Genomic DNA, 21,451 nt, shown 5'->3' with positions numbered 1-21,451 from the left:
AGTTATTTTAATAATTAAACATATTAAATATATTATTGGAGTTTTTGGTAACGAATAATAATTGAAGTTTTTTCAAAAAAAATACTTATTAAATAGCATTTGACTTTAGTAGATACATTCTAATGTATATGCAGTTAAAAAATAGGTAAAAATCGGGTAAAAATCGGGTAGCTACAAAAGTAGTCATAGACTAACCTTTTATTGGTAAAATATTTCCTAGGATATAAGGTCATTGATGAAATATTAATTTGAAACATTAATTGTTTTTTCTATGAAATGGTCGCTAGAAGGAAAATGGATTACCTCTGGCTTTGGCTTGTGCTTATTATTAATGAGTATAGTTAGTCTGATTTCTTACCAAAATGCTACTCAGTTAATTACAAGTAGCAATAAAGTCAAGGACACAAATGAGGTAATGAAAAATATTACGGATATATTTGCTACACTAACTGATGCAGAAGCAGGACGCAGGGGTTATATATTATATGGAGAGCAATTAGAACTCAAACGTTACTATCAGGCAATGGAAAGCCTTGATATTAAAGTTAAACATTTGCAACAAAAACTTGCTGAAGATCACTATCAAGAGCAGCAAATAACGAAATTGAAATTTTTCATAGCTCAAAGAATTGAACTATCTAAACAGTCAATAAACCTCAAGCAAGTAGGAAAATCAAGCTTTGCTGTTCAAGCACCTATAGTTACTCAAAGCAATCAAAATCGTAGTCAAATCCGCGAAACACTTTCGCGAATGCAAGATAGGGAAGAACAGTTACTACAAATTTCAGTCAAACATTCCCAAGACAATATTCATAACCGAATGTTGATTGAATTCCTCGGTACTTTCTTGAGTTTTGCCATTTTATTAGGTGTTTATGCTCTACTATACCAACAATTACTTAAGCGTCAGCAAGCCGAAGCTATTCAACGGACTTTGACTCAAGAAAAAGAACTTAGTGAATTGAAGTTACGCTTTTTTTCAATGGTATCTCATGAATTTCGCACCCCGTTGAGTATTATCTTAGGCTCGGCTCAACTATTAGCTCAAAGTAATCAGCAGTGGACGGAAGGGAAAAAACTCAAAAATCTGGATCGGATTCAATCTTCAGCGAGGTCAATGAACCAGTTGCTAACTGATATTTTGACATTGACTAGGGCAGAAGCAGGGAAATTAGAATTTAATCCAAAACTTATGGATTTGGAAGCATTTTGTATTAATTTAATAGAAGACCTGCAATTTTGCAATCAACAACAGCATACTATTCAATTTATTAATCAAACTAACTGTACTCATGCCAATTTAGATGAAAATTTACTTTATTCAATTTTGAGTAATTTGCTTGCAAATGCCATGAAATATTCAGATCCAGAAGAAAGCATTTTCCTCATTTTAAGTTGTCAGTCAGACGCAATATTTTTTCAAGTCAAAGATAATGGGATAGGAATTCCTTCAGAATTTAAACAGCATTTATTTGAGCCTTTTCATCGTGCTAATAATGTAGGTAAGATTGTTGGCAGTGGACTAGGATTAGCTGTAGTGAAAAAATGCTTAAAAATACATAATGGAGAAATTTATGTAGATAGTAAGTTAGGAATTGGAACAAGTTTTACAGTCAAAATTCCTCAACTTTCAAGAAATATATTCCGTAGGGTAGGAAATAGGGATGAGTTCTAAACCAAGTCCTGTGCAAAAGAAAACTGCTGCTAAGATTTACTAGCAAAAGCTTGGTTGATATCCAGCATCAAAATGGTAATTGGTTCCCCTTTCTGATTAAGAATAGCAATTCGGCTTACCCAAGTTGGTAGTCCGATATGGTGAAACGATTGGGGTATGGGTTGAATGCTAGTTTCACTAATAGAAAGCATGTTTGGAGGTGCATCAACCTGAATACCGTATAATTCTCCAATTCTTCCTTGAGCAATGATCAAAAAACGTCCAGAATGATCATTTTCTTGTTGATTGCGATCATGATTACACTCAAGATAAGAGTAGAGATTAAAAAGCATGACAGTACGCTGTCCCATTTGAGCAAGTTTTGTTGCTCGAAGCGTTTGACTTAAATCATCAGGACAAGTAACAACTTTAAAAACACTATCAATAGGTAAAGCCAGAATATAGGTAGAAACCTTAAACGTAATGTACTTCTCTTTAGCTAAATATTTAGTCATCATTAATTTATCAATTATTTATTAATAATAAATATATTTAATCATATCAATTTCGGCTAATTCCTTACAATATAGTTGGTCTTTTCGGTAATAGGTCATAGGTAATTGGGAATTGGTTTTTACTATTACCCATTACCCATTACCAAACCCCACGATATAATAAGTGTTTAAACGAACTTGATAGAATTCATGTTTTTCTGCATCTGGTGCGTCTCTGCGTGAAGTTAATATATTAGTTAATATTGTTCATTTACCAAGTATAATTGTCCTAAGAATAAATCAAGCTTGTTCCTTGGCAAGCAATAATTTGAGAGAGAGTTAATATTAACTCTTGGTCAGAATAAGGTTTCGTTAAATATGCTGATGCACCAAGTTTCAGTGCTAATTGGCGGTGTTTAACAGCAGTACGAGAACTTAAAATTAAAATTGGAATTTGGGATAAACCTTTATCAGAAGTACAGTGTGCAAGAAACTCAAAGCCATTCATGCGAGGCATTTCAATATCACAAATGATTAAATCCACGTGCTGTTGTGCTTGACAAAGAGATATTGCTTCGTAACCATCACGGGCTTGTAAAGTGTGATAACCAGCTTTTTGTAGCGTAAAAACTAACGCTTGACGTAAAGTGATAGAATCATCAACAATTACCACTGTACGCTTGTTATCTTCTATTTTGGCTGGTAATGCTGCTTTTGGTTGAGAATTTGTTGTCAGCAAATGAGTAGGTGGGCCGATCCATGTTTGTTTCCAAGATTTCATCACCTGCATTTCCTGATTAAGGATATGATCTAATAACCCAGCACCGTTAATCACAAGCGTCAACCGTCCATCAGCTAAAATTGTGCCACCATGGATATATCCAGGAGTGGGTACTAACTTGCTAAAGGGACGAATTACTAATTCTTGTTCCCAAATAATTCTATCTACTTCTAACGCAAGTACCTGTTCTTGGCAAAGAACAATTAGCAACGGCAATACAGTATTATTTTCAGTCGTTTGTACCTCAGAAGCAATTTGTGCAGGTTGGCGGCTGGAATAATCAAGAATTTCCTCAAGTCGGTAGATACGGACAAGTTCACCTTCGTCAAGTTGGCTATTAGTATTTGTAGCTAAACGTAATACTCTACCATGTTCTGAATATTGAATTTGCCCTGTTTTTGGTAAAAGAATTTGGTCGATAGTATCTACTGCTAATGCATAAACTTTTTTACCTGCTTGACACACTAAAAGTTTATTGATGCTCAGGTTTAAAGGTATTTGTAAAGAAAATGTTGTACTTTTTTGAGTTTCACTGTGTACTGCAACAGAACCCTGGATAGTATGAAGTTGTACTTTTACGACATCTAGTCCCACGCCCCGCCCTGAGATATCATTAACTTGTTTTGCGGTAGAAAAACCTGGTTCAAAAAGTAATTCAGCTAATTGAGATTCACTCTGAAGGCGACTTTTTTCAGCAGTGATCAATCCCTGTTCGATAGCATGTTGCCGGATGGCATCAAAATCAAGCCCTTCTCCATCATCGTGTACATCAATAATTAATTGGCTGCCTTGATAATAAGCGCGAATTTCAATTTGACCGATTGTTGGTTTCTTGCGTAATTCTCGGATTTGAGGTGATTCAATTCCGTGGTCAAAGGCATTGCGAACAAGATGTAGAAGTGGTTCATAAAGACGTTCAGCAATTGCTTTATCAACGAGAACTTCATCACCTTTAATATTTAATTTAATCTGCTTATTATGTTTTTTTTGTAACTGTTCTAAGACAGGATACAATCTATTTAAAATACTCCCTAGAGGAAGCATTCGTGCTTCTAAAAGTACATCACGAGAATTAGTTAGTAGTTTTTGTTGTTTTTTTAAGAGTTGTGTTGTTTGACGTTTAAGTTGTTCAAAAGTATCAATTTCTTGTTCAATTTCAGCAGCTACTTCTAATAAATTTTGAATGATTACATAAAATTCACTATAGGTATCAAGTTCTAAAATATCAAAATTATCGGAGTTTTTAGCAGCTAAAACAGCACGAACAAAATTTAAGTTACCTTTATTTTGCAATTTATAAGGCATGAGTAATGGATTTGACCAATCTTGCAAATCAGTCAACATTTGCTGAAATTGTCGCCAACGATTGAGCAATTTCCGCAAGGAACTTCGCTTTTTGCCATCTTGTAAAAATTGTCGATTTTGGTTTGTTAGCAGTTCTGCATTGAGATAATTTAGTTGTTCAAGGTGGTCAACATTGACTCGTACAACTTTAGGAAAAGGTGTGGTAGGAGTATTATTAATTTCTTCAGATAATGGTAAAAATTCTACTGGCTGAGTTGTTTGTGCAGTAGGTTGAGTTTCATGCATTTTGGCAATTACTACTTCGTTGGCGATTATTTGAGCATCTTTTTGAGTTGAAATAGCAACTTTTTTGAGTTCGCCAGTAACTAAATGAGATTGTGGAAGAAATGCGGAACCTGTAAGTTGTAGTAAAGCTGCACTAGGACATCCAGCTTCGGGGTTTTCACTTTTGAGAATTTCAGCACAGCAAGAACGAAAATCTTCCAATGCTAAGCGGGAAATTGTGCGTGCAGCTCGAGGATTTTGATCAAGTGCGGCAATTGTAGCTTCAGCAATAGCTAAGAAACCGAGAAGTCCGATCGCCTGTCCATAACCGCGAAACAGTTCTGCTAAATTACGGAGAATAGTATCACTATCTTTGGGTTTAGTATGAGCGATCGCGACAGCAGTTTTTTCCAGTTCAGGACAAATACTATCCTCAAGCAGCATTTTGATACTTTCAAAACTCACTTCTGTAGCTGTTTGGTCTTCTTGCTCCTCTATTAAAAAATTTCCCAGCTTTGTCTGCAAGCGTGTTAAAACTGTTGAAAAAGCCTCAATTACGTTATTAGTATCGATATGCGAACCAGTCAGTTTTGCCATTAAAGGATCGCGCAAGCATTCATAACTTTCAAAAAATAAAGCCTGCATTTCTGAATCAATAACTACTTCTGGTGTTTGAATAGCACGAAAAACATCTTCAAGGGTATGAGCGATATTTTTAATAGTCTCAAACCCCAAAGTTGCTGCAATACTTTTCAGTGTATGAGTTGCTCGCATCAGAATACGAACTTGTTCAAAGTTATTTTTCCCTGCTTGTAAATTCAGCAATGCTTGCTCAATCGTACTCAGAAGTTCTGGTGCTTCTAAACAAAAGTGGTGAAAAAGTTGGGCTTGGTAGTTTGAGTCAGACATTGTATTTGGAGGTGAGTGTGGGGGTCGCGGGGGAGCTTTCGGAGCAGGTGGGCGGGGGAGAGGAATTAGGAGTTTTTAGTTTTCACTTTTGAATGTTCCTTTCATTAACCAGGGTGATGAATTGTTAATCATGGTTACGAAACTGCCTATAATTTGGTTGTAAATTCTATAAAGCTCTCGACCTGTATTAATATCCAAGTAATTACATTCGACAGCAAATTGTATCCATGTTTGAGTTTCGGCAGCTTCCGCTTCACATTCGTTTAACTTGGCGACGAACGCTGCTTTATATCTTCTTTTTCGCCATGTTTCTGCTAAATTTGCACAAACTGATCGAGATGAGCGACGAATCTGATCTGTTAGAAAATAACGTTCCTCTTGGGGAAATTTTTTAGATAACTCAAAAATCTTCATAGCTGCATCAAAAGCCATTTGATACACTTTTAAATCTTTGTGACTTTTAATTCCTTCTCTCACCATCTCCCCATTCCTTTTTCACATCAATTCATCAACCTTAAAACTTCTCCCCTGCTCCCCCGCTCCCCCGCTCCCCTGCTCTTAATCGTTACCTTCTACCTGAGAACTGCGAGTTACCTTGAACTGACTCGCGCTGAGTTGCAAATCTTGTGCCATTACCAATAGTTCTTTAAAGGAAGCTGATAATTTAATCGAATCAGCAGAAGTTTTATTGGCAATTCCTGCTACATCAGTCATGGTTTGGGTAATGGATTGGGACTGTTGGTTTTGCACTTGGGTAGTTTCGGTAATTCTTTCTACCAATTCGCTAATTTGAGTTGTAGCTTCAACGATCGCATTTAATTGCTGGCGAACTTCTGTAACTAACTTTGTACCCTCAACAACTTGCTGGATGCCTGTATCCATTGCTGCTGCTACCTCCGTGGTTCCCGCTTGAATTTCTTGTACTAGTTCTTCAATTTCGGCGGTGGCTTCGGCAGATTGTCCCGCAAGCGATCGCACTTCATCGGCAACTACTGCAAATCCCCGTCCGTGTTCTCCGGCTTTGGTGGCTTCAATTGCGGCATTGAGTGCTAAAATTTGGGTCTGGGTAGTAAAATTACTGATGAGACTCACCACACGAGAAACTTTTTGACCAGATTCGCTCAAACGTTTGATGCGTTTGCTGGTTTCTGCCACTGTTTCCCGAATCCCAGTAATCCCGTCCACGGTTTTGTTCATGGCGGTTTCACCTTCTTTGACAGTCTGGTTGGTTTTCTGCACAGCTTCTTCAACCAATCTGGCACTGGTAGCAACAGCTTCAGTAGAAGCTACCATTTTCTGAATTTGCTCGACAGCTTGGGAAAGGGCTTGAAACTGTTGCTGTGCTTGGTTAGCCAGTTCAACAATTGAGGATTCGCTGTCTTGGGAGGTACTAGCGACTGCTTGGGAGGCTTGCTGTACCTGTGTAACTAACTGCCGCAAGTTTTCCAGAGTGTTATTGTAAGTGTCAGCAATTTTACCAACTTCATCGCCTGTGACGGGGGCGCGGACTGTTAAATCTCCTTGGAGTGCCGGTTGTACTGCAGATAGGAGTTGGGCAACTTCTTGTTGTAATGCTTCGTTTGCTTGCTTTTCGCGTTGGGCGGCTTCACTGAGTTGTTGGGATTGAATTTCTAGTTGTTCCAAATACTCAGACTGTTGCAAGACAATACCCAACTGCGTCGCTACTTGAATCAACAAATTGACTTCACCTTCTTCCCATTGGCGGGGTGCTGTATTTTGGTAAGTCAATAACAAACCCCAAAGTTGCTGTTCGCCTTTAAATAAAGGTGCAGCAATGTAAGCTTTGGCTCCCCATTGTTCTAAAACTTCGCGGCTGAAGGTGAGGTCAGCTGAGACTTGGATATTATGAATTGCACTTGGCTCGTTTTTGCGAAAGCGACCACCTGAACTTTCTTGTAAAACGGGGTCTGCAATTACCGCCATGTCGCTACCAGCAAGTTTGAGATAGCCGCTACCAACATCTTCAATAATAAATTCGCCGCTCCAATCTGGATTAAAGCGGTAAATGGCAACGCGGTCTACATTCAGTAGTTGGCGCAGTTCTTGGGTGATGGAACGAAACAGAGAGTCGGGATTAAAGTTTTTTTGTTGCAGGCGTTCGACAATGCGCTGTCCAATTTTGAAGATAAATTGCACAAAATTAGTTTCTCGCTCTGCCAACTTGGAAAGCTGTTCAGATTGTTGCCGTACTTCTTCGAGGTATTTTACTTGTTTGAGGGCAATCCCTACTTGAATACCAACTTGGATAAGTGAACTTAATTCCCCATTTTCCCAAGTTCTAGGTTTATCGTTTTGATACGCTCCCAACAACCCCCACAATTTATCTCCAGTGAACACTGGCACAATCATATATGCCCTTGCTTCCATTTGTTCTAGAAGTTCGATGTGGCAAGCAGCGTGTCCGATGGTGTAAATATCATTGACAACAATAGAGCCGTTGTCTTTATAGCGACCACCTTGGGATTCTTGTAAATAAGTATCCTCAATGCTGGGAATAATATCTAATAAACGATTCCAGCCACTAGCAGCGGATTCTGCAACAAAATGCCCGCTCCAGTTGGGATTAAATTGATACAAAGCTACCCGCTGACAGCCAAGCATTTGCCGGGTTTCTTGGGTAGCAATTTTAAAAATTGTATCGATGCGATCGCTAGCTAAATTCCCTCGTGCTTGTGCTGAGGAGCGGAAAACCGCTTCCAGATCCATTGTGCGGGAAAGTCGGGTAGTAATCCGAGCTAGTGCTTGTTCGCGGGCGGCGGAACGCTCCATTTGTTTGGAGGATTCCTCAATTTTTAACTGTGCTTCCATCTGCTGTATGGCTACAGCTAAAGGTGAACTGATTTGCAGCAAAAAGTTAACTTCTGACTCTAGCCAAACACGAGGCCCAGAATTCTGATATGCTGCTAACAATCCCCAAAGTCTGCCATGAACAAACAAAGGTACAACTATATAAGCGCGACACTGGTACTTTTCTAAGGTTTCCAGATAACATGGCGTATAGCCCATACCGTAGATATCATTGATTTGCTTATACCTTCGTCCGCGAGCATATTCACCTCCTTTAGTATCTCTGAGGTAGGTGTCTACTTCCTGGGTTGAAGTCATGGACAAGCTTTTGACAGTGCAGCGATCGTATTCTGCTAAGTTACCGCGTAAACTACTATCGCGCTCCTGGGCGCTTAAGACTGCTATCCAACCGCCACCCACAGATTCAGCAATAAACTCTCCAGACCAATCCTCATGAAAATGATAAATACCTACGCGATCGCATTTCAAGAGGCGACGAATTTCCACTGTGGTAAAGCCAAACAAATTCTCAAAATTTGGTGACTGACCGATTTTTTGTGTAATTCGGGTAATTAATTGTTCTTGTTCTGAACGTTCTTGAAGCAATGCTTGAAATCGTAATGGTTGCATACACAGCAACAAATCGCGCACAATTTGATTGAGGAAAGTAATTTCTTGCTCTTGCCAAATGCGGGGGCCAGAGCATTGCTGAACAGATAATATTCCCCAAATTTTGCCATCCAGATGCAAAGATATATTTAAGCTAGATTGAATTTGAAATTGTTCCCAGAGTTTGCATTGGTCTGGGGTTAACGGCGCAGTTTCGATATCATCATAACGAATTACAGACTCTTTTTCGTAATCTGTGAATTGCTCAAAACCAAACACTACCAGAGGCATTTCATCGCGCATTGCTGGTGTAAAACCACGCGCAACGGACTCAGCAACAACAGCGCCAGAAGTTTTTTCACCAAATTCATAAATTAATACGCGCTCAGTTACTAAAGTCTCGCGGATAGACGTAACCGCAATTTTATAAAGCTCTGTCACCGAGAAAGTTTGTTGCATTTTTGGAGCAATTGCTGTAACTTGTTTATTCAATACAGCAAGCAAATCCTCTGAAATTAATCCTTGAATTTGCGATTTTTTGGCAGGAGTAACTTCAAGCGATTTTTCAACATTCGTAGACTCTGGTTGCTTTCTGGATAACCTGGTAGAAGTTGAAGGCTTTGTGGTTTGGGTTTTATTTGGGGTTTTTGTACTACCGTTTTTCGTCAAATCTAGTTCAGCAGTCATAATTAAGACCTAATTGTAATTGGTTGATGTAAATAGTAATAAATAGCAATATTTAGAGATTAATCAAAGTTTATATTTTTAGAAAAAATTGCACAACAGCTTTGGGATTAAAAACTGTTGAACCTTTCGGTAAATATCCTGTAATAAAGGGAAGTAACCTTGCAGAGAATGAACCAGGTTTTGCAGATAAGATTTTTTTCATGTCGTGTAGTTCAATTTCATTAACTGATCTCACAATCAATCCAAAGCAATAGTTATCAACTTGCAGAACAATAGCAATTGGTTGAGTGCGTAGTGGTATTTGCTCAAAAAGAGGTGTACCACCAGTCATATGTTCCAAATCCATTAACCACAACATTTCACCTCGCCAATTATAAGCACCCAAGACAGTACTAGGAGTTTCTGGAACACTTAAAACTTCATCCAGGCTGATCCGCATAATTTCTGTGATTTGTTCGAGCGGAATCAAACTATTTCCAAATGTACTAATAGGGAAACTTAAAAAACGTTGGCGATTATCTTCTATTGGGTTATCAAATAGCGATTGAGAGAGGTTAGCTGTTTTGAAAACAGAATCAAGAGATACAAGCATGAATTTAAATCTCAGTTAAACTTGTTTTATTTGTCTAGTGATTTTTTGTATAACCAATAATAGGAAAATTTAAAAGTCAGGAAAATTTAACATCCTATTCATCAGCTTATAATGGGAGATGAATTATAAACTCTGCTCCTTCGCCAGCTGTAGAATTGACCTCTAAAGAGCCACCGTGCTTTTCAAAAATTATTTGTCGTGCAATAGCTAACCCTAAGCCTGTTCCTTTCCCCACAGGCTTTGTAGTAAAAGCATATCCAAAAATCTTTTCTTGAATTTCATCAGGAATTCCCATTGCATTATCCTGAATGTGAATGACAGCATGTGTACCTTCCTCATTCAAGGCAGTTTTAATTTTAATTTGAGGTTTTTTTGGGCTATTTAGATATTTATGGTGATAATCCCTTAAAGCATCAACAGCATTTACTAATAAATTCATAAATACTTGATTCAATGGCCCAGGAAAGCAGGTAATTAATGGTAATTTACCGTAGTCTTTGAGAACTTCAATCTTAGGTTGCTTATCGTAGGCTTTCAGTCTATGTTGAATAATTAATAATGTACTTTCTAACCCTTCATGAATATCAAAAAGAACTTTGTCTTCATTATCATGTCGTGAAAAAATTCTAAATGATTCACTAATATCTTTAACTCGCATAGCACCTTCTCGCATAGTGGTTAAGATATTTGATAAATCTTCAATTAAAAAGTCTAACTCTATTTCTTGTGCATGGTTGCTAATCTCGTCCTCAGTTGCTTTTTGCTGATAAAGTCGTAAATGGTCAACTAGTTCGTTAACATAGGTCGATGCATATATAGAATTAGCACTAATAGCACCAATGGGATTATTAATTTCGTGTGCAATACCTGCAACTAACTGTCCTAGTGTGGACATTTTTTCATTTTGTATTAACTGAATTTGAGATTTTTGCAATTGGTCTAATGCAATAGTTAATTCTGTAGTTTTTTCTGCTAATTGCTTGTTTAAGTTTCTCAGATTGAGATGAACATTAACTCTTGCTAATATTTCTTCTTTTTGCAAAGGTTTTGTAATGTAATCGACAGCACCTAAATTAAATCCTTTGACTTTATCTTCTGTTTGAGATAAAGCCGTCATAAAAATCACAGGAATATCTCTTGTTACTTCTACTGACTTCAAATGACGACATATTTCAAAGCCATCCATATTTGGTAACATGATGTCTAATAAAATTAGACTAGGCAAAATCATTTCCACCTTTTCTAAAGCAGCTTCGCCACTATTAACAACAATAACCTTGAAACCAGACTGTTGTAACATACCCAATAGAACTGTTGAGTTGGTTGGGCTGTCATCAACTATCAAAATAGGGTTGTCTGTAGGTGAAATCATATCTTTTTTTTATCAGCTTATAACCCAGTTTAAAAAGTATATTTATACTTCAAAATATAAGAAATTAAGTTGCTTATCAAACTTAAATATTATCGAATTTCTATTAAATAGAAATTCGATAATATTTTGTTAATTCTATATTAATGAAGGTTTAGTGTGTTCATTTTTTCAATCGGTTAAAGCTGGTATAATCAAATCGCAATACAGAAACTAACTGCTCCTGCATTAGACCAGTGAAATAAAATGATACCAATTTGAACAATGATTACGACAGATGGATTATCCAAAAGCTTAGCTACTAATCCTTTTTCAATCCAAAATCTAAAATATAAAATGGTATAATTTATACACTAATTTACCTACTTTTAGTTGGTTAATCACTAATGTTTTCTGGAGATGCATGGATATTTATCTCCACCGGAGTGAGCCATAGTTCAGGCTCTATATTAAATATTAGCGACTTTAAATCAATGACTACATCGAGGACAATACATAGAAATATTTTGTTTTTTAATTTATCTGATAAGTAATAATTAGTATGGTATAACTACTTAATTAATACTATTAATATTAATTTTTCTATGAAGTAAATTATTTTTGCACTCAAGCAAAGATGAGAAAAATAAATATGATTGAAATTCACAGTTAGGATTTTAGGACTTACGCGCATTGTCATATTTTTTTCGTGTGGGTTGTCAATGGTCAAAAGTCAATAGTCCAAAAATCAAGGTTTTTTGACCCAGTACTCTTGACTATTGACTGCCATCGCAGAAAATATATGTGTCAGTTGCGTAAGTCCTGGATTTATATCATGTCCGTTTAAACACTTATGATACCTGTGGAGGTCGGGAATTGGGAATTGGGAATTGGATTTTACTATTAGTCATCACCCATTACCTATTACCTATTACCAGGCAAACCGACTATATCGTAAGTAATTAGCCGAACTTGATATTACGTGAAATTACACGCTGTAGGAGCAATTCATGAATTGCTCCTACGTGAATTTGGTATTAGCGATCTACTTCACTCACTGGGGTGAGGCTCGAAAAATGGAATGCCAAATCCTTGAGTCGCCAGCTTTTTGGCGATCGCTTGTAAGTTGATCATTTCTTGACGTGCAGAGACAATATTGTTGGCATCTTCCATATCTCCTTTTGCATAAGCTGCTTTTAAGTAGCCGAGAAGTCTGTGGTAGCCATCCAAGGCTTCTTTAGCATCTGGATGATCACTAGGCGCAGGCGTAATATTTCTCAGGTATGCTGGTCTAGCGCCATTAGCCGACGACCCATCTTGATAAATACGGAGTACCGTTTCGATTTCGCGGAACTTGCTAAAATGCTCCATACCATCGGCAATGATTCGCCCAGCCAGTTGATAGAGAGTGTCTGGATATTGGGGCTGACCCAGTGTCGCCAATACCCGTGAATACTGACCATCAATACCACCACTGGGGGCTTCCACGGCGATAAAGTCAGCCAAGGCTTTTCTATTGAGAGGACGTAGTTGTCGGGGACGAGTACGACCGTTACCCACAGGAATACGATCAGCAACTTCTAAAGCCGGGCCATAGGCTTTTGTCGTCAGTCCTGCGTGGTCGAGTTCCCAAAGCAACTGATTCACCCAACGCAGGTGACGCATTTCACTCACAGCTACCAACAACAACTCGTGACTGACGAAAGTTAAGTCATTGCGGAGTGTTGGCCAGATGTTCACATCTGCCTCTTCAGGAGCAACTAAAGAGTAAAGGGCGTAAAGGTACTCCAAGCACAGAACATGTTCTAAACCAGCCAAATCATACAACTTAGCTGCTAGCACCTCTGGATTTTTGTATGGATTAGCATTATCAGGTGCTGGTGGTCGATATATCTGCGAGATTTCTTTACCCCCAAGCACAACAGCTAACTCTTGTCAGCGTTGGCTAATCTCGTAGTGATCCATTTGGAAGGGGCGGTTTTGTTGGGGAGTCCCCAAAGCACCAGCACGACCGCCTAGGGAACGATCCGATCGCAGCCAATCAATGGGTGTATTCGCCCGTTCGGGGTCGGCTGAAGCACCAGATGGTAGTGTCGGTTCACCCAGAGTATCTTCGCCTAAAACGATATCCGGGTGATTGGAAGCCCAATAAAAACAAGCACAGTCACGGAAATCGTGCTGCCAAGGAGAACAAAGACTCTGAGTTAACTCTCCAGGTCGATAGACTTGTTTGATAACGCCGCTTTGAGAATCAATAAAAACCCGACGCCACCCATTCAGTTCAAGTTCAGCGCTGGATGGCGGATTGCCTTCACCGCCTGCTTGGCGTTGCCAAAGTTTGATTTTCACTAAACCAGGCTCTAAAGAACGCACCAAACGCCAGACTATTAGACCATCCAAAGGACTAACGCCAATTTCTTGAAACCCGATGGCACTCAGGGCTGCAACTCTTTCCAAAACTCACAAGTCGGTGCGAGTCACTGTACAACGTGCTGCGATCCTCGCTTGTCCCGGATCTGCCAGTAAGGGGGAAAGATCCTGCACAACTGTAGCAAAGCTGCCTTGACCACGGTTGTCTGTACGGTGTAAATCATGCACATTCGCACCGCCATCAATGCTCACGGACACAGCAAAAGCATTGTCCCGCAGCAGTTGTATATCAGACTCAGTAAGTAGAGTTCCATTGGTGGTGACAGAAAAACCTACCGAGATGCCGCGACGAGCCGCCAGTTCATTGGCATATTCCACACTGCGGTAGAGTGTGGCTCGATTCAGAAATGGCTCACCGCCAATAAAACCAATGGTGACTCGTCGTTTCTGTGCCTGCTCAATCAGTCGCTTGATTGTTGTTAACGCTACTTCCACCGACATCAAACGTTGCCGTCCACCAAATCGCCCTTCATCAGCATAACAATAGCTACATGTCAAGTTACAAGATTGGGCTAAATTCAAAGAGATGGCAGATGGTTCTTGGTCGGCGTGCCAAGGACTAACGGCTGGTTGAGCAACTGCGTGGGCGCATAGCTCAATTTTCAGGCGGTTGGGCTTATCGTCTTGGTTTGCCTGATACCATGACAGTTGGGGTTGTTAGTCCGTACCAAACTAATTTTGAGCAGGTTCAAGAGCTAATTCAAGAAAATTTGTGTCTTAAAGCTACGCAGTTCCACTTAGTAGAACGAAGACCAGTTTCTCCACAGTGGGCACAAGCACCTATTCAAGGTCGCAGGCTGGCTGTGGGAGATGCAGCACTAGCATACAGCCCCATTGCCGGACAGGGAATCCGTTTTGCTCTATCAAGTGCTTTAGCTGCTGCTGCTGTGGTTCGCACCTGGCGAGATTCACCAGCAGATGCAAATTATGCGACTCAGTATTACCTGGAACTGGTAAACGCGGAAAAGTTACGACATTTATCAAATATCAATTCTTTATCTAGCAATCAGCCTCTAGCTACGAACCCAGCAAAACCATCTTTTAATAATACTGCCCTGCCATCTAGAGTTTATTACACTGGACAAACCAAGATGACAGGACTTTATATCAATGGGTTGATAAAATGCACAGAAGCGATCGCTTTGCCTGATGGTGACATAGTACGCTGGCTAGGAAACTTTGACCTGTTGACCATGCGAGACTATTGCACTAAACCACTGGCGACTACCAGCTTAATCGAGCAATTACATCAGCAGCAAATAGGTGAGTCAGAAGCCCTCTACTTAATTCGCTGGTGTTTAGAACGCAACATAATCTCAACCGCAGATATAAAAGGGAATTGGGAATTGGGAATTGGGACAACTGACAACTGACAACTGACAACTGACAACTAACAACCCACCTACAATTCCATAACACTATCCAGACCCCGTTTCAATCCTACGAAAGAACTCACTTGGCCAATAGCTAATAAAGTTCCTTTGACATAAGGTTCTGCACTACTTCCTGCTTCATGTCGAATTATTAGCTTTTCTTCTCCCAGACCAAAAATTGCTTCCACCGCTAAAGTGTAACCAGGTAAACGCAACGAATGCACTTGTGTCCCATTGAGTGTTGCGCCTCTACTTTCTTTTGCACCTTGAGTTTTTTCTATGGGATTGTATGGAATTGGCTGTTTAACTCGCCCTAGTCGGGAAGCAAGTTCCCTAGCTGTCCCACTGGGAGCATCTACTTTCTTTTCAGAAGCGTAATCTATAATTTCCCAAATGCTGGTGTACTTGGCTGCTAACTCGGCAAAACGTTGCAGAAGCACTGCTGTAATTGCAAAGTTACCAGCTGCTAAAACTCCTACTTGATGCTTAATTGCCTGTTCATTGATTTCCACGAAGTCTTCATCTGTAAGTCCAGAAGTACCAATGACTACATGAATACCATTCTCAATAGCTTCTAGGACGTTGCTTTTAACTACATTTGGTTTAGTGTAATCAACTAAAACATCACACTTTTTAATTAAAGCTTCTTTAACAGAACTACTAATGATTACATCTGATGATGTCTCGATGATTACATCAGCCAATTTCTTGCCAGCATGAGTTCTGGAAATTGCACCTACAAGATTCAAGTCTTGTTCAGCGTCAATCGCTTTGACTAAGGAACGTCCTACCCACCCTGTCGCACCAGCTAAACAAACATCTATTGCCATTGTTTTTTAGCACGCGAAAATTTCCTTAGCTCACTGTAACTCATAAGATGCTTGCTTTACAAAGTGATTCTGAAATCGCACCACGGGTAACTCCAAGTGGTATTGTCAAGCAGTGAGTAGTAAGAGCTTTGGATTTTTTCCCCACAAAAAAACCGTAGTTGGACTGCTACGGTTTATTTGAGTGAAATACTGAACTCTGGCCTTTTATAAAAAATTGGCGTCTTACAACTTCAGCTCTTTACCTATCGGGAATCTCTTTGGAACTACAGTCTAGCTACTTGCTATAGGTTCGTCATTACTTACTTTAGAGATTTAAGTAAGTGAGTTATTCATCTAAAGTATCCGTGAGATGTTATTTATTTAGTAAGCTTAAAAAGTCTAATCAGCTATTTCTTGCGTAAATATACTTATAAATTTTCTATTTAGTATACTTAAATAAATAATTTGATCATTTTATAAGTTAAAATAATCACTTTACTAGTAGATAAAAAATTCAGTAAATAGCTAACATAAAATTTTGCTTACAGGCAAAAAACACTTTTTGAAAGCTACTCGTGTCGTTGCCTGTGGCTTTTTTAATATGGTAGATGTAGTTTGTTTGTAAATTTATAACTTTTGTTGCATCTAAATAAATTTTAGCAAGAGTAAATAGCGATCGCAGCAGGTGCGAACCTCCAAAAAAAACCCCGCTGAACAATCGGGGTTTTTTTGCGACAATATTGCTATTTTGAGACTGTATTAAATCCGAAAAGCACAGCAATTATTAGGATTCAGGCAAATCTTACCTTGTTCGTTGAAAGTATTCTTTCTCTCTGACTACGTATATATCTGTCTATCTATAGAGTTAAGATTTCGGTTGTGTGGACAATGGTAGAAATAAAGCCTTAGAGCCTTACTCTAGAAACGTCTGTGTGTTTGCGATCGCAATTTCCCGACTCATGCCAGGAAGCCTATTATGAAAACTTTCACAAGAAAAGCCACAGCTTAACATCTGTGGCTGACTAATTAATTTGAACTAACATTCTGCTTCCAGACGGATTAGCGAGACTTCTTATGAGATGAAGCTGTAGATGAACCTTGAGCGGACTGTGCCTCTTGAATTAGCTGTGGCTTAAGTTGCTCAAGTTTTTGAGCGGTCTGCTCTTCCTGTTGCAAGTTTTGCTGTAGCAGTTGCACAACCTGGTTCTGCCCCAAAACCTCAGCATTCTTAATCAAGTCACGATAGGTGACAATCTCTAACTGTTCGACTTTCGCCTGTTCCCCTGCTAGTGCCAAATCTACAATTGTTGGATTATCGCTAGCCAGTAATACTAATTTTTGACCATCACTAATTAGACCAGCTGCCACATCACAATTGACCCGTTGTGGTTGCTGCCCCAAAGTGCTAAAAACCTGCTCTAGATTCTTAATTTGTTGCTCAGTTTCCCGAATATGGGTTTCAATCAAGGACTTCAACTGTTGATGTTGAGAATACTGCCAGCTTAACTGCTGTCCTTCCAAAAAGCGAATTTCAGCATCGTAGATAGCCCCAATTTTGTAGAGGAACTTATCGTGCAAGTTAGTGATTTTTTTTGTACCTGGACGTTCGCTTAGTTGAACCATTGTTATTCTCCTAAAGGTTTGACCCTTTACTCAAAAGTCACCCCTTTAACGTAAGTCCGTCATCCAAGTCTTCTCTTCATACAAAAGACACAGCTAACTGTTAATTCTGACTGCTAAATCAAATACAAAACTTAGTGTCCAATTAATGCTTAGTGATTTTTTACACAAAATAGTGCTGTTCGGTAATGCCACCAAACTCTTACGCCTTCACGATGACAGCCTGATTCGCTCATCAGGTAAAGTAAAGATAAGTAAAGAAGGTGCTTAGAACCAAAATGGCTGCTCTACGCTTAGAAGAAATATCTACTCAGTTAGAAAGTCCAAATTTACGCGATCGCATGGTAGCTCTTGCCAGTCTGCGCGATGTATCCCCCGAAGACGCAGTACCTTTAATTAAAAAAGTATTGCATGATGAATCTCTGCAACTGCGCTCAATGGCAATATTTGCCTTGGGAATCAAGCCAACGGCAGAAAATTATCCAATTTTGGTAAAAATTCTGGAAAATGACCCAGACTATGGCATTCGCGCTGATGCTGCTGGTGCTTTAGGATATTTAGGTGATGCTAGAGCCTTTGAGGTGCTGGCGCGGGCATTTTATGAAGATACTGATTGGCTAGTACGTTTTAGTGCGGCTGTTTCTTTAGGTAATCTTAAAGATCCACGCGCTCATCAAATCCTCATCCAGGCTTTGGATAGCGAGGAAGTAGTATTGCAACAAGCTGCAATTTCTGCACTAGGGGAAATTGAAGACATTGAGTCTGTGGATAGTATCCTACGCTTTGCCCAATCAGATGATTGGTTAGTTCGGCAACGTCTTGCAGAAGCTTTAGGTAATCTTCCGACTCCCAAGAGTGTATCAGCTTTAAAATACTTGGAAAAAGATGTCCATGCTAATGTGCAACAAGCAGCGAGAATTTCCCTCAAAAGGCTAGAGGAAAAAGAAAATCAAGTTTAGTATTAGTATTTCCTACTATTTTTTTAATCAATAATTTAGTGGGATTTTTAGCATTTGAATGCAGGGTAATTTCATTCATGAATATTGAAGAGTTTTTTCAGCTGAGTGCTGGTAAATGGTTTTCCCATCGTAGTACTCACCATTTGGCTTTTAATCAATCTGAAGATGGCAAATCAGATATTATTATTGAGCCACTGGCAACAGACCATCCAGAGGTAATCAAACTATGTCAACTATACGAAATTGCTCCTAGTTCAGTTGCTTGTAGTGCCAGAGTTACCTGGAACCAAACAATAGAACGGAATAAACAAAAACACAGCGGATCTACTGTGATAGTTTCAGTACCCGATGTGGATAATCCTGATGAAGGCAAAATACTGCGGGAAACAGGTAAGGAAGCTCCTGTAATTGGCCGTTATAAAATCGGCAGTGATGGGGCGCTGACTCTAACTGTAAAGTCAGAAACCATGTATTCTGAAGAACGCTTATGGTTTGCTAGCCCCAACTTGCGGATGCGTGCGCGTGTATTCAAGCGTTTAGATGGCTTTAGTATGGCTGACTTTACCTCTGAGATTCGCATGGGTGGCACCCCATCAACTACAAAAGTGTCACAGACTGCTAATTCATCTACTTAGATTGTCATTAGTCATTAGACTTCTTGCAGAAGTCGGGAAAAGGGGAAAGGGAAAAGGGGAAAGGTTTGGTATGTTCCTTTCCCCTTTAACATGAGTCACTTTTCCCACAAGAGTGCAAAAAACACTTGAGGTGACGCAAACTAAGAATTTCTAGTTTCCGCCAAAGTAATCAAGCCATAATAAAGTAAGGCTCCTTGTCAAAGCAGAAAATCATGGTCAATGTATCACTCAAGCAGCGAATTCCTCCTTTAGAGAATGGCGATCGCCTCACTCGCTACGAATTTGAGCGACGCTATCAAGCAATGCCCCATCATGTCAAAGCAGAATTAATTGAAGGAGTTGTATACTTGGCATCCCCATTACGCTTTGAAAGTCATGCTGAACCACATGGTCAGGTAATAGGTTGGTTGTGGACTTACCAAGTTGCTACCCCTGGTGTGAGATTAGGAATTGAGCCTACAGTGCGCTTAGATCGAGACAATGAACCGCAACCAGATGGAGTGCTATTAATTACACCAACAGCTAAGGGACAATCTCGTTTGAGTGAAGATGATTATATAGAAGGTGCGCCAGAACTTGTAGTAGAAATAGCCGCTAGCAGTGTTGCTATTGACTTACATGATAAGAAAAAAGTCTATGGTCGTAATGGGGTAAAAGAATATATTATCTGGCAAATATTTGAGAACAAATTAGATTGGTTTAGTCTGCAACAAGGAGAATATTTATCCTTAGAAGTAGATGCAGGTGGAATTATCAAAAGTCAAGTATTTCCTGGTTTGTGGTTGTCGATGCCACATTTACTCGCTGGCAATATGCAACAAGTATTGGCTGTGTTACAGTTAGGATTAAATTCGCCAGAACATCAAATATTCGTGCAGCAGTTGTCTGGCGAAGGAAGATAAGCTTAAATTATTTGTCAGTTGTCAATTGTTAGTTGTCATTTGTGGCAATTGGTGTAAGATATCAAAAAAGCAACTTGTTATACCAATTTAAAAAATAATCTGACAGATAGATTCACATAACCCAGACATACAAAGCGATTCCCAATCCCAAATCTAAAATCCAAAATCCAAAATGTATTATTAGTCTATTTTTGGGGAATAAAACTAGCGCTTTTGGTTGCACTATCCCAAACTATCCAGTTAAAAGAATTATCTAAATCAACAGCATTATTAGAGACTTTGAAATATAACTTATCTTCGCCTTTGGTTTCAATAGCAAAGTCGGCGTTTTGGGCATAAACTACTTTAAAACCTCTGTCTCGCAGACAATACATCGCCCAAGCTTTCAATGATTGTTTATGTGGTTCGTGGGGAATTGGTGGTTTTATAATTGTCTGTTCTATTACTTGAAATATTTGCATTAGTTTGGCGCTCATAGTCGATGAATTCACTAGTCTTTTTTCAATAATATAGGACAATACGGTTCAGTTAAGGCTTGTATTCTTGATTAAAGTAATTTTTTTTAACGTAGACGCGAAGCGGCTTCCCGAAGGGTACCGCAGAGACGCAGAGAACACACAGAGAAGGAAGAAATGGCTTAACTGAAATGTATTGGAATAATTTTAGTTCATCCCCAAATTTTTTTGAGGCTGAGTACAAAACCAGGTAAAACATTTTCGTCAGAAAGTGTTTGAGGTGAGTTTAAAATTTCTACATTTTGTCCGGGACGATAAATTTCAACTTCCTGCTTTTTTCGATTTATCAGCCAACCTAATCGACATCCATTTGACATATACTCTTGCATTTTTTCTTGAACTTTTTTCAAATTGTCAGATGGTGACATGATTTCTATGATAAAGTCAGGACATAAAGGTATAAACTTTTCTTTTTGTTCTGGAGTCAAACTATCCCAACGAGATTTTTCTAGCCAAGAAACATCAGGAGAACGATCAGCACCATTTGGTAAAGTAAAACCAGTTGAAGAATCAAACACTTCGCCTAGTTGCTTTTGTTCATTCCAAGTTGCTAATTGTAGAATTAAATTAACATTACTTCTACCAGTTTCTCCTCCCGTTGGTGGCATGATGACTAACTCTCCTTGGGCATTGCGTTCTAATTTTAAATCGGGGTTTTCTTGACACAACTGATAAAACTGTTCTTTTGTCAGTTTGATAATAGAATTAAGATTTAATGTCATTGCTGTCATAGAAGTATTTTCCGTTTTTTGAACGC

18 protein-coding genes are annotated in these 21,451 nt (G+C 39.0%); 5 read left to right on the top strand and 13 right to left on the bottom strand.

The features are described from left to right. Window positions 1-271: 271 nt before the first annotated feature. Entirely contained in the window at window positions 272-1,675 is a 1,404-nt protein-coding gene (locus tag I8748_RS02665) for a sensor histidine kinase (RefSeq protein WP_198123120.1), read from the top strand. A gap of 29 nt (window positions 1,676-1,704) precedes the next feature. Here the strand turns inward: I8748_RS02665 and I8748_RS02660 are convergent, their stop codons facing one another. From I8748_RS02660 to I8748_RS02620, 9 genes are all read right to left on the bottom strand, one after another. Continuing rightward, on the bottom strand, window positions 1,705-2,172 hold the full coding sequence (locus I8748_RS02660) for a chemotaxis protein CheW (RefSeq protein WP_198123119.1): 468 nt from the start codon (window positions 2,170-2,172) through the stop codon (window positions 1,705-1,707). A gap of 265 nt (window positions 2,173-2,437) precedes the next feature. Beyond that, entirely contained in the window at window positions 2,438-5,407 is a 2,970-nt protein-coding gene (locus I8748_RS02655; RefSeq protein WP_198123118.1) for a hybrid sensor histidine kinase/response regulator, read from the bottom strand. Between the two features lie 75 nt (window positions 5,408-5,482). Next, window positions 5,483-5,887, bottom strand: a complete 405-nt coding sequence (locus tag I8748_RS02650; protein ID WP_198123117.1) for a four helix bundle protein — start codon at window positions 5,885-5,887, stop codon at window positions 5,483-5,485. Between the two features lie 78 nt (window positions 5,888-5,965). Further along, window positions 5,966-9,511, bottom strand: a complete 3,546-nt coding sequence (locus tag I8748_RS02645; RefSeq protein WP_198123116.1) for a GAF domain-containing protein — start codon at window positions 9,509-9,511, stop codon at window positions 5,966-5,968. Window positions 9,512-9,581: 70 nt separating this feature from the next. Beyond that, the gene (locus tag I8748_RS02640) at window positions 9,582-10,103 is read right to left on the bottom strand and encodes a chemotaxis protein CheW (RefSeq protein ID WP_198123115.1); all 522 of its coding nucleotides are present in this window, start codon (window positions 10,101-10,103) and stop codon (window positions 9,582-9,584) included. A gap of 106 nt (window positions 10,104-10,209) precedes the next feature. Then, window positions 10,210-11,475, bottom strand: coding sequence for a sensor histidine kinase (locus I8748_RS02635; RefSeq protein WP_198123114.1), 1,266 nt, complete (start codon window positions 11,473-11,475; stop codon window positions 10,210-10,212). 1,026 nt (window positions 11,476-12,501) lie between these two features. Further along, window positions 12,502-13,371 carry a ferritin-like domain-containing protein gene (locus I8748_RS02630; RefSeq protein WP_198123113.1) on the bottom strand — a complete coding sequence of 290 codons (870 nt, stop codon included), beginning with the start codon at window positions 13,369-13,371 and terminating at the stop codon, window positions 12,502-12,504. 15 nt (window positions 13,372-13,386) lie between these two features. Beyond that, the gene (locus I8748_RS02625) at window positions 13,387-13,908 is read right to left on the bottom strand and encodes a hypothetical protein (protein WP_198123112.1); all 522 of its coding nucleotides are present in this window, start codon (window positions 13,906-13,908) and stop codon (window positions 13,387-13,389) included. Window positions 13,909-13,911: 3 nt separating this feature from the next. Next, on the bottom strand, window positions 13,912-14,403 hold the full coding sequence (locus I8748_RS02620; protein ID WP_198123111.1) for a radical SAM protein: 492 nt from the start codon (window positions 14,401-14,403) through the stop codon (window positions 13,912-13,914). 119 nt (window positions 14,404-14,522) lie between these two features. On the opposite strand from I8748_RS02620, the gene I8748_RS02615 reads away from it, so the two are divergent. Then, window positions 14,523-15,254 carry a hypothetical protein gene (locus I8748_RS02615; RefSeq protein ID WP_198123110.1) on the top strand — a complete coding sequence of 244 codons (732 nt, stop codon included), beginning with the start codon at window positions 14,523-14,525 and terminating at the stop codon, window positions 15,252-15,254. Window positions 15,255-15,283: 29 nt separating this feature from the next. Here I8748_RS02615 and dapB read toward each other — a convergent pair whose 3' ends face one another. Then, on the bottom strand, window positions 15,284-16,084 hold the full coding sequence (gene dapB / locus I8748_RS02610) for a 4-hydroxy-tetrahydrodipicolinate reductase (RefSeq protein WP_198123109.1): 801 nt from the start codon (window positions 16,082-16,084) through the stop codon (window positions 15,284-15,286). A gap of 1,038 nt (window positions 16,085-17,122) precedes the next feature. After that, window positions 17,123-17,686: a YciE/YciF ferroxidase family protein gene (locus tag I8748_RS02605; RefSeq protein WP_198123108.1), complete on the bottom strand. Its 564-nt coding sequence runs from the start codon at window positions 17,684-17,686 to the stop codon at window positions 17,123-17,125. Window positions 17,687-17,961: 275 nt separating this feature from the next. Between I8748_RS02605 and I8748_RS02600 the strand changes: the two genes are divergently transcribed. From I8748_RS02600 to I8748_RS02590, 3 genes are all read left to right on the top strand, one after another. Continuing rightward, on the top strand, window positions 17,962-18,642 hold the full coding sequence (locus I8748_RS02600) for a HEAT repeat domain-containing protein (protein ID WP_198123107.1): 681 nt from the start codon (window positions 17,962-17,964) through the stop codon (window positions 18,640-18,642). 77 nt (window positions 18,643-18,719) lie between these two features. Beyond that, the gene (locus I8748_RS02595) at window positions 18,720-19,277 is read left to right on the top strand and encodes a phycobiliprotein lyase (RefSeq protein WP_198123106.1); all 558 of its coding nucleotides are present in this window, start codon (window positions 18,720-18,722) and stop codon (window positions 19,275-19,277) included. 212 nt (window positions 19,278-19,489) lie between these two features. Next, the gene (locus I8748_RS02590; protein ID WP_198123105.1) at window positions 19,490-20,179 is read left to right on the top strand and encodes a Uma2 family endonuclease; all 690 of its coding nucleotides are present in this window, start codon (window positions 19,490-19,492) and stop codon (window positions 20,177-20,179) included. A gap of 185 nt (window positions 20,180-20,364) precedes the next feature. Here I8748_RS02590 and I8748_RS02585 read toward each other — a convergent pair whose 3' ends face one another. After that, complete coding sequence (locus I8748_RS02585; RefSeq protein WP_198123198.1) at window positions 20,365-20,640, bottom strand: hypothetical protein; 276 nt, start codon at window positions 20,638-20,640, stop codon at window positions 20,365-20,367. A 206-nt stretch (window positions 20,641-20,846) separates the two neighbouring features. Further along, the gene (locus tag I8748_RS02580; protein ID WP_198123104.1) at window positions 20,847-21,425 is read right to left on the bottom strand and encodes a Uma2 family endonuclease; all 579 of its coding nucleotides are present in this window, start codon (window positions 21,423-21,425) and stop codon (window positions 20,847-20,849) included. Window positions 21,426-21,451: the final 26 nt, after the last annotated feature.

Source organism: Amazonocrinis nigriterrae CENA67, from assembly GCF_016056305.1.
In the GTDB taxonomy this organism is placed as follows: Bacteria; Cyanobacteriota; Cyanobacteriia; order Cyanobacteriales; family Nostocaceae; genus Amazonocrinis; species Amazonocrinis nigriterrae.
The sequence above is the reverse complement of the archived record's forward strand: the minus strand, read 5'-3'. Positions and strand labels throughout refer to the sequence as shown.

Coding starts and splice junctions, on each gene's coding strand:
- I8748_RS02665 (WP_198123120.1), top strand. CDS start 272: ATGAAATGGTCGCTAGAAGGAAAATGGATTACCTCTGGCTTTGGCTTG.
- I8748_RS02660 (WP_198123119.1), bottom strand. CDS start 2,172: ATGATGACTAAATATTTAGCTAAAGAGAAGTACATTACGTTTAAGGTT.
- I8748_RS02655 (WP_198123118.1), bottom strand. CDS start 5,407: ATGTCTGACTCAAACTACCAAGCCCAACTTTTTCACCACTTTTGTTTA.
- I8748_RS02650 (WP_198123117.1), bottom strand. CDS start 5,887: ATGGTGAGAGAAGGAATTAAAAGTCACAAAGATTTAAAAGTGTATCAA.
- I8748_RS02645 (WP_198123116.1), bottom strand. CDS start 9,511: ATGACTGCTGAACTAGATTTGACGAAAAACGGTAGTACAAAAACCCCA.
- I8748_RS02640 (WP_198123115.1), bottom strand. CDS start 10,103: ATGCTTGTATCTCTTGATTCTGTTTTCAAAACAGCTAACCTCTCTCAA.
- I8748_RS02635 (WP_198123114.1), bottom strand. CDS start 11,475: ATGATTTCACCTACAGACAACCCTATTTTGATAGTTGATGACAGCCCA.
- I8748_RS02615 (WP_198123110.1), top strand. CDS start 14,523: ATGACAGTTGGGGTTGTTAGTCCGTACCAAACTAATTTTGAGCAGGTT.
- dapB (WP_198123109.1), bottom strand. CDS start 16,084: ATGGCAATAGATGTTTGTTTAGCTGGTGCGACAGGGTGGGTAGGACGT.
- I8748_RS02605 (WP_198123108.1), bottom strand. CDS start 17,686: ATGGTTCAACTAAGCGAACGTCCAGGTACAAAAAAAATCACTAACTTG.
- I8748_RS02600 (WP_198123107.1), top strand. CDS start 17,962: ATGGCTGCTCTACGCTTAGAAGAAATATCTACTCAGTTAGAAAGTCCA.
- I8748_RS02595 (WP_198123106.1), top strand. CDS start 18,720: ATGAATATTGAAGAGTTTTTTCAGCTGAGTGCTGGTAAATGGTTTTCC.
- I8748_RS02590 (WP_198123105.1), top strand. CDS start 19,490: ATGGTCAATGTATCACTCAAGCAGCGAATTCCTCCTTTAGAGAATGGC.
- I8748_RS02585 (WP_198123198.1), bottom strand. CDS start 20,640: ATGCAAATATTTCAAGTAATAGAACAGACAATTATAAAACCACCAATT.
- I8748_RS02580 (WP_198123104.1), bottom strand. CDS start 21,425: ATGACAGCAATGACATTAAATCTTAATTCTATTATCAAACTGACAAAA.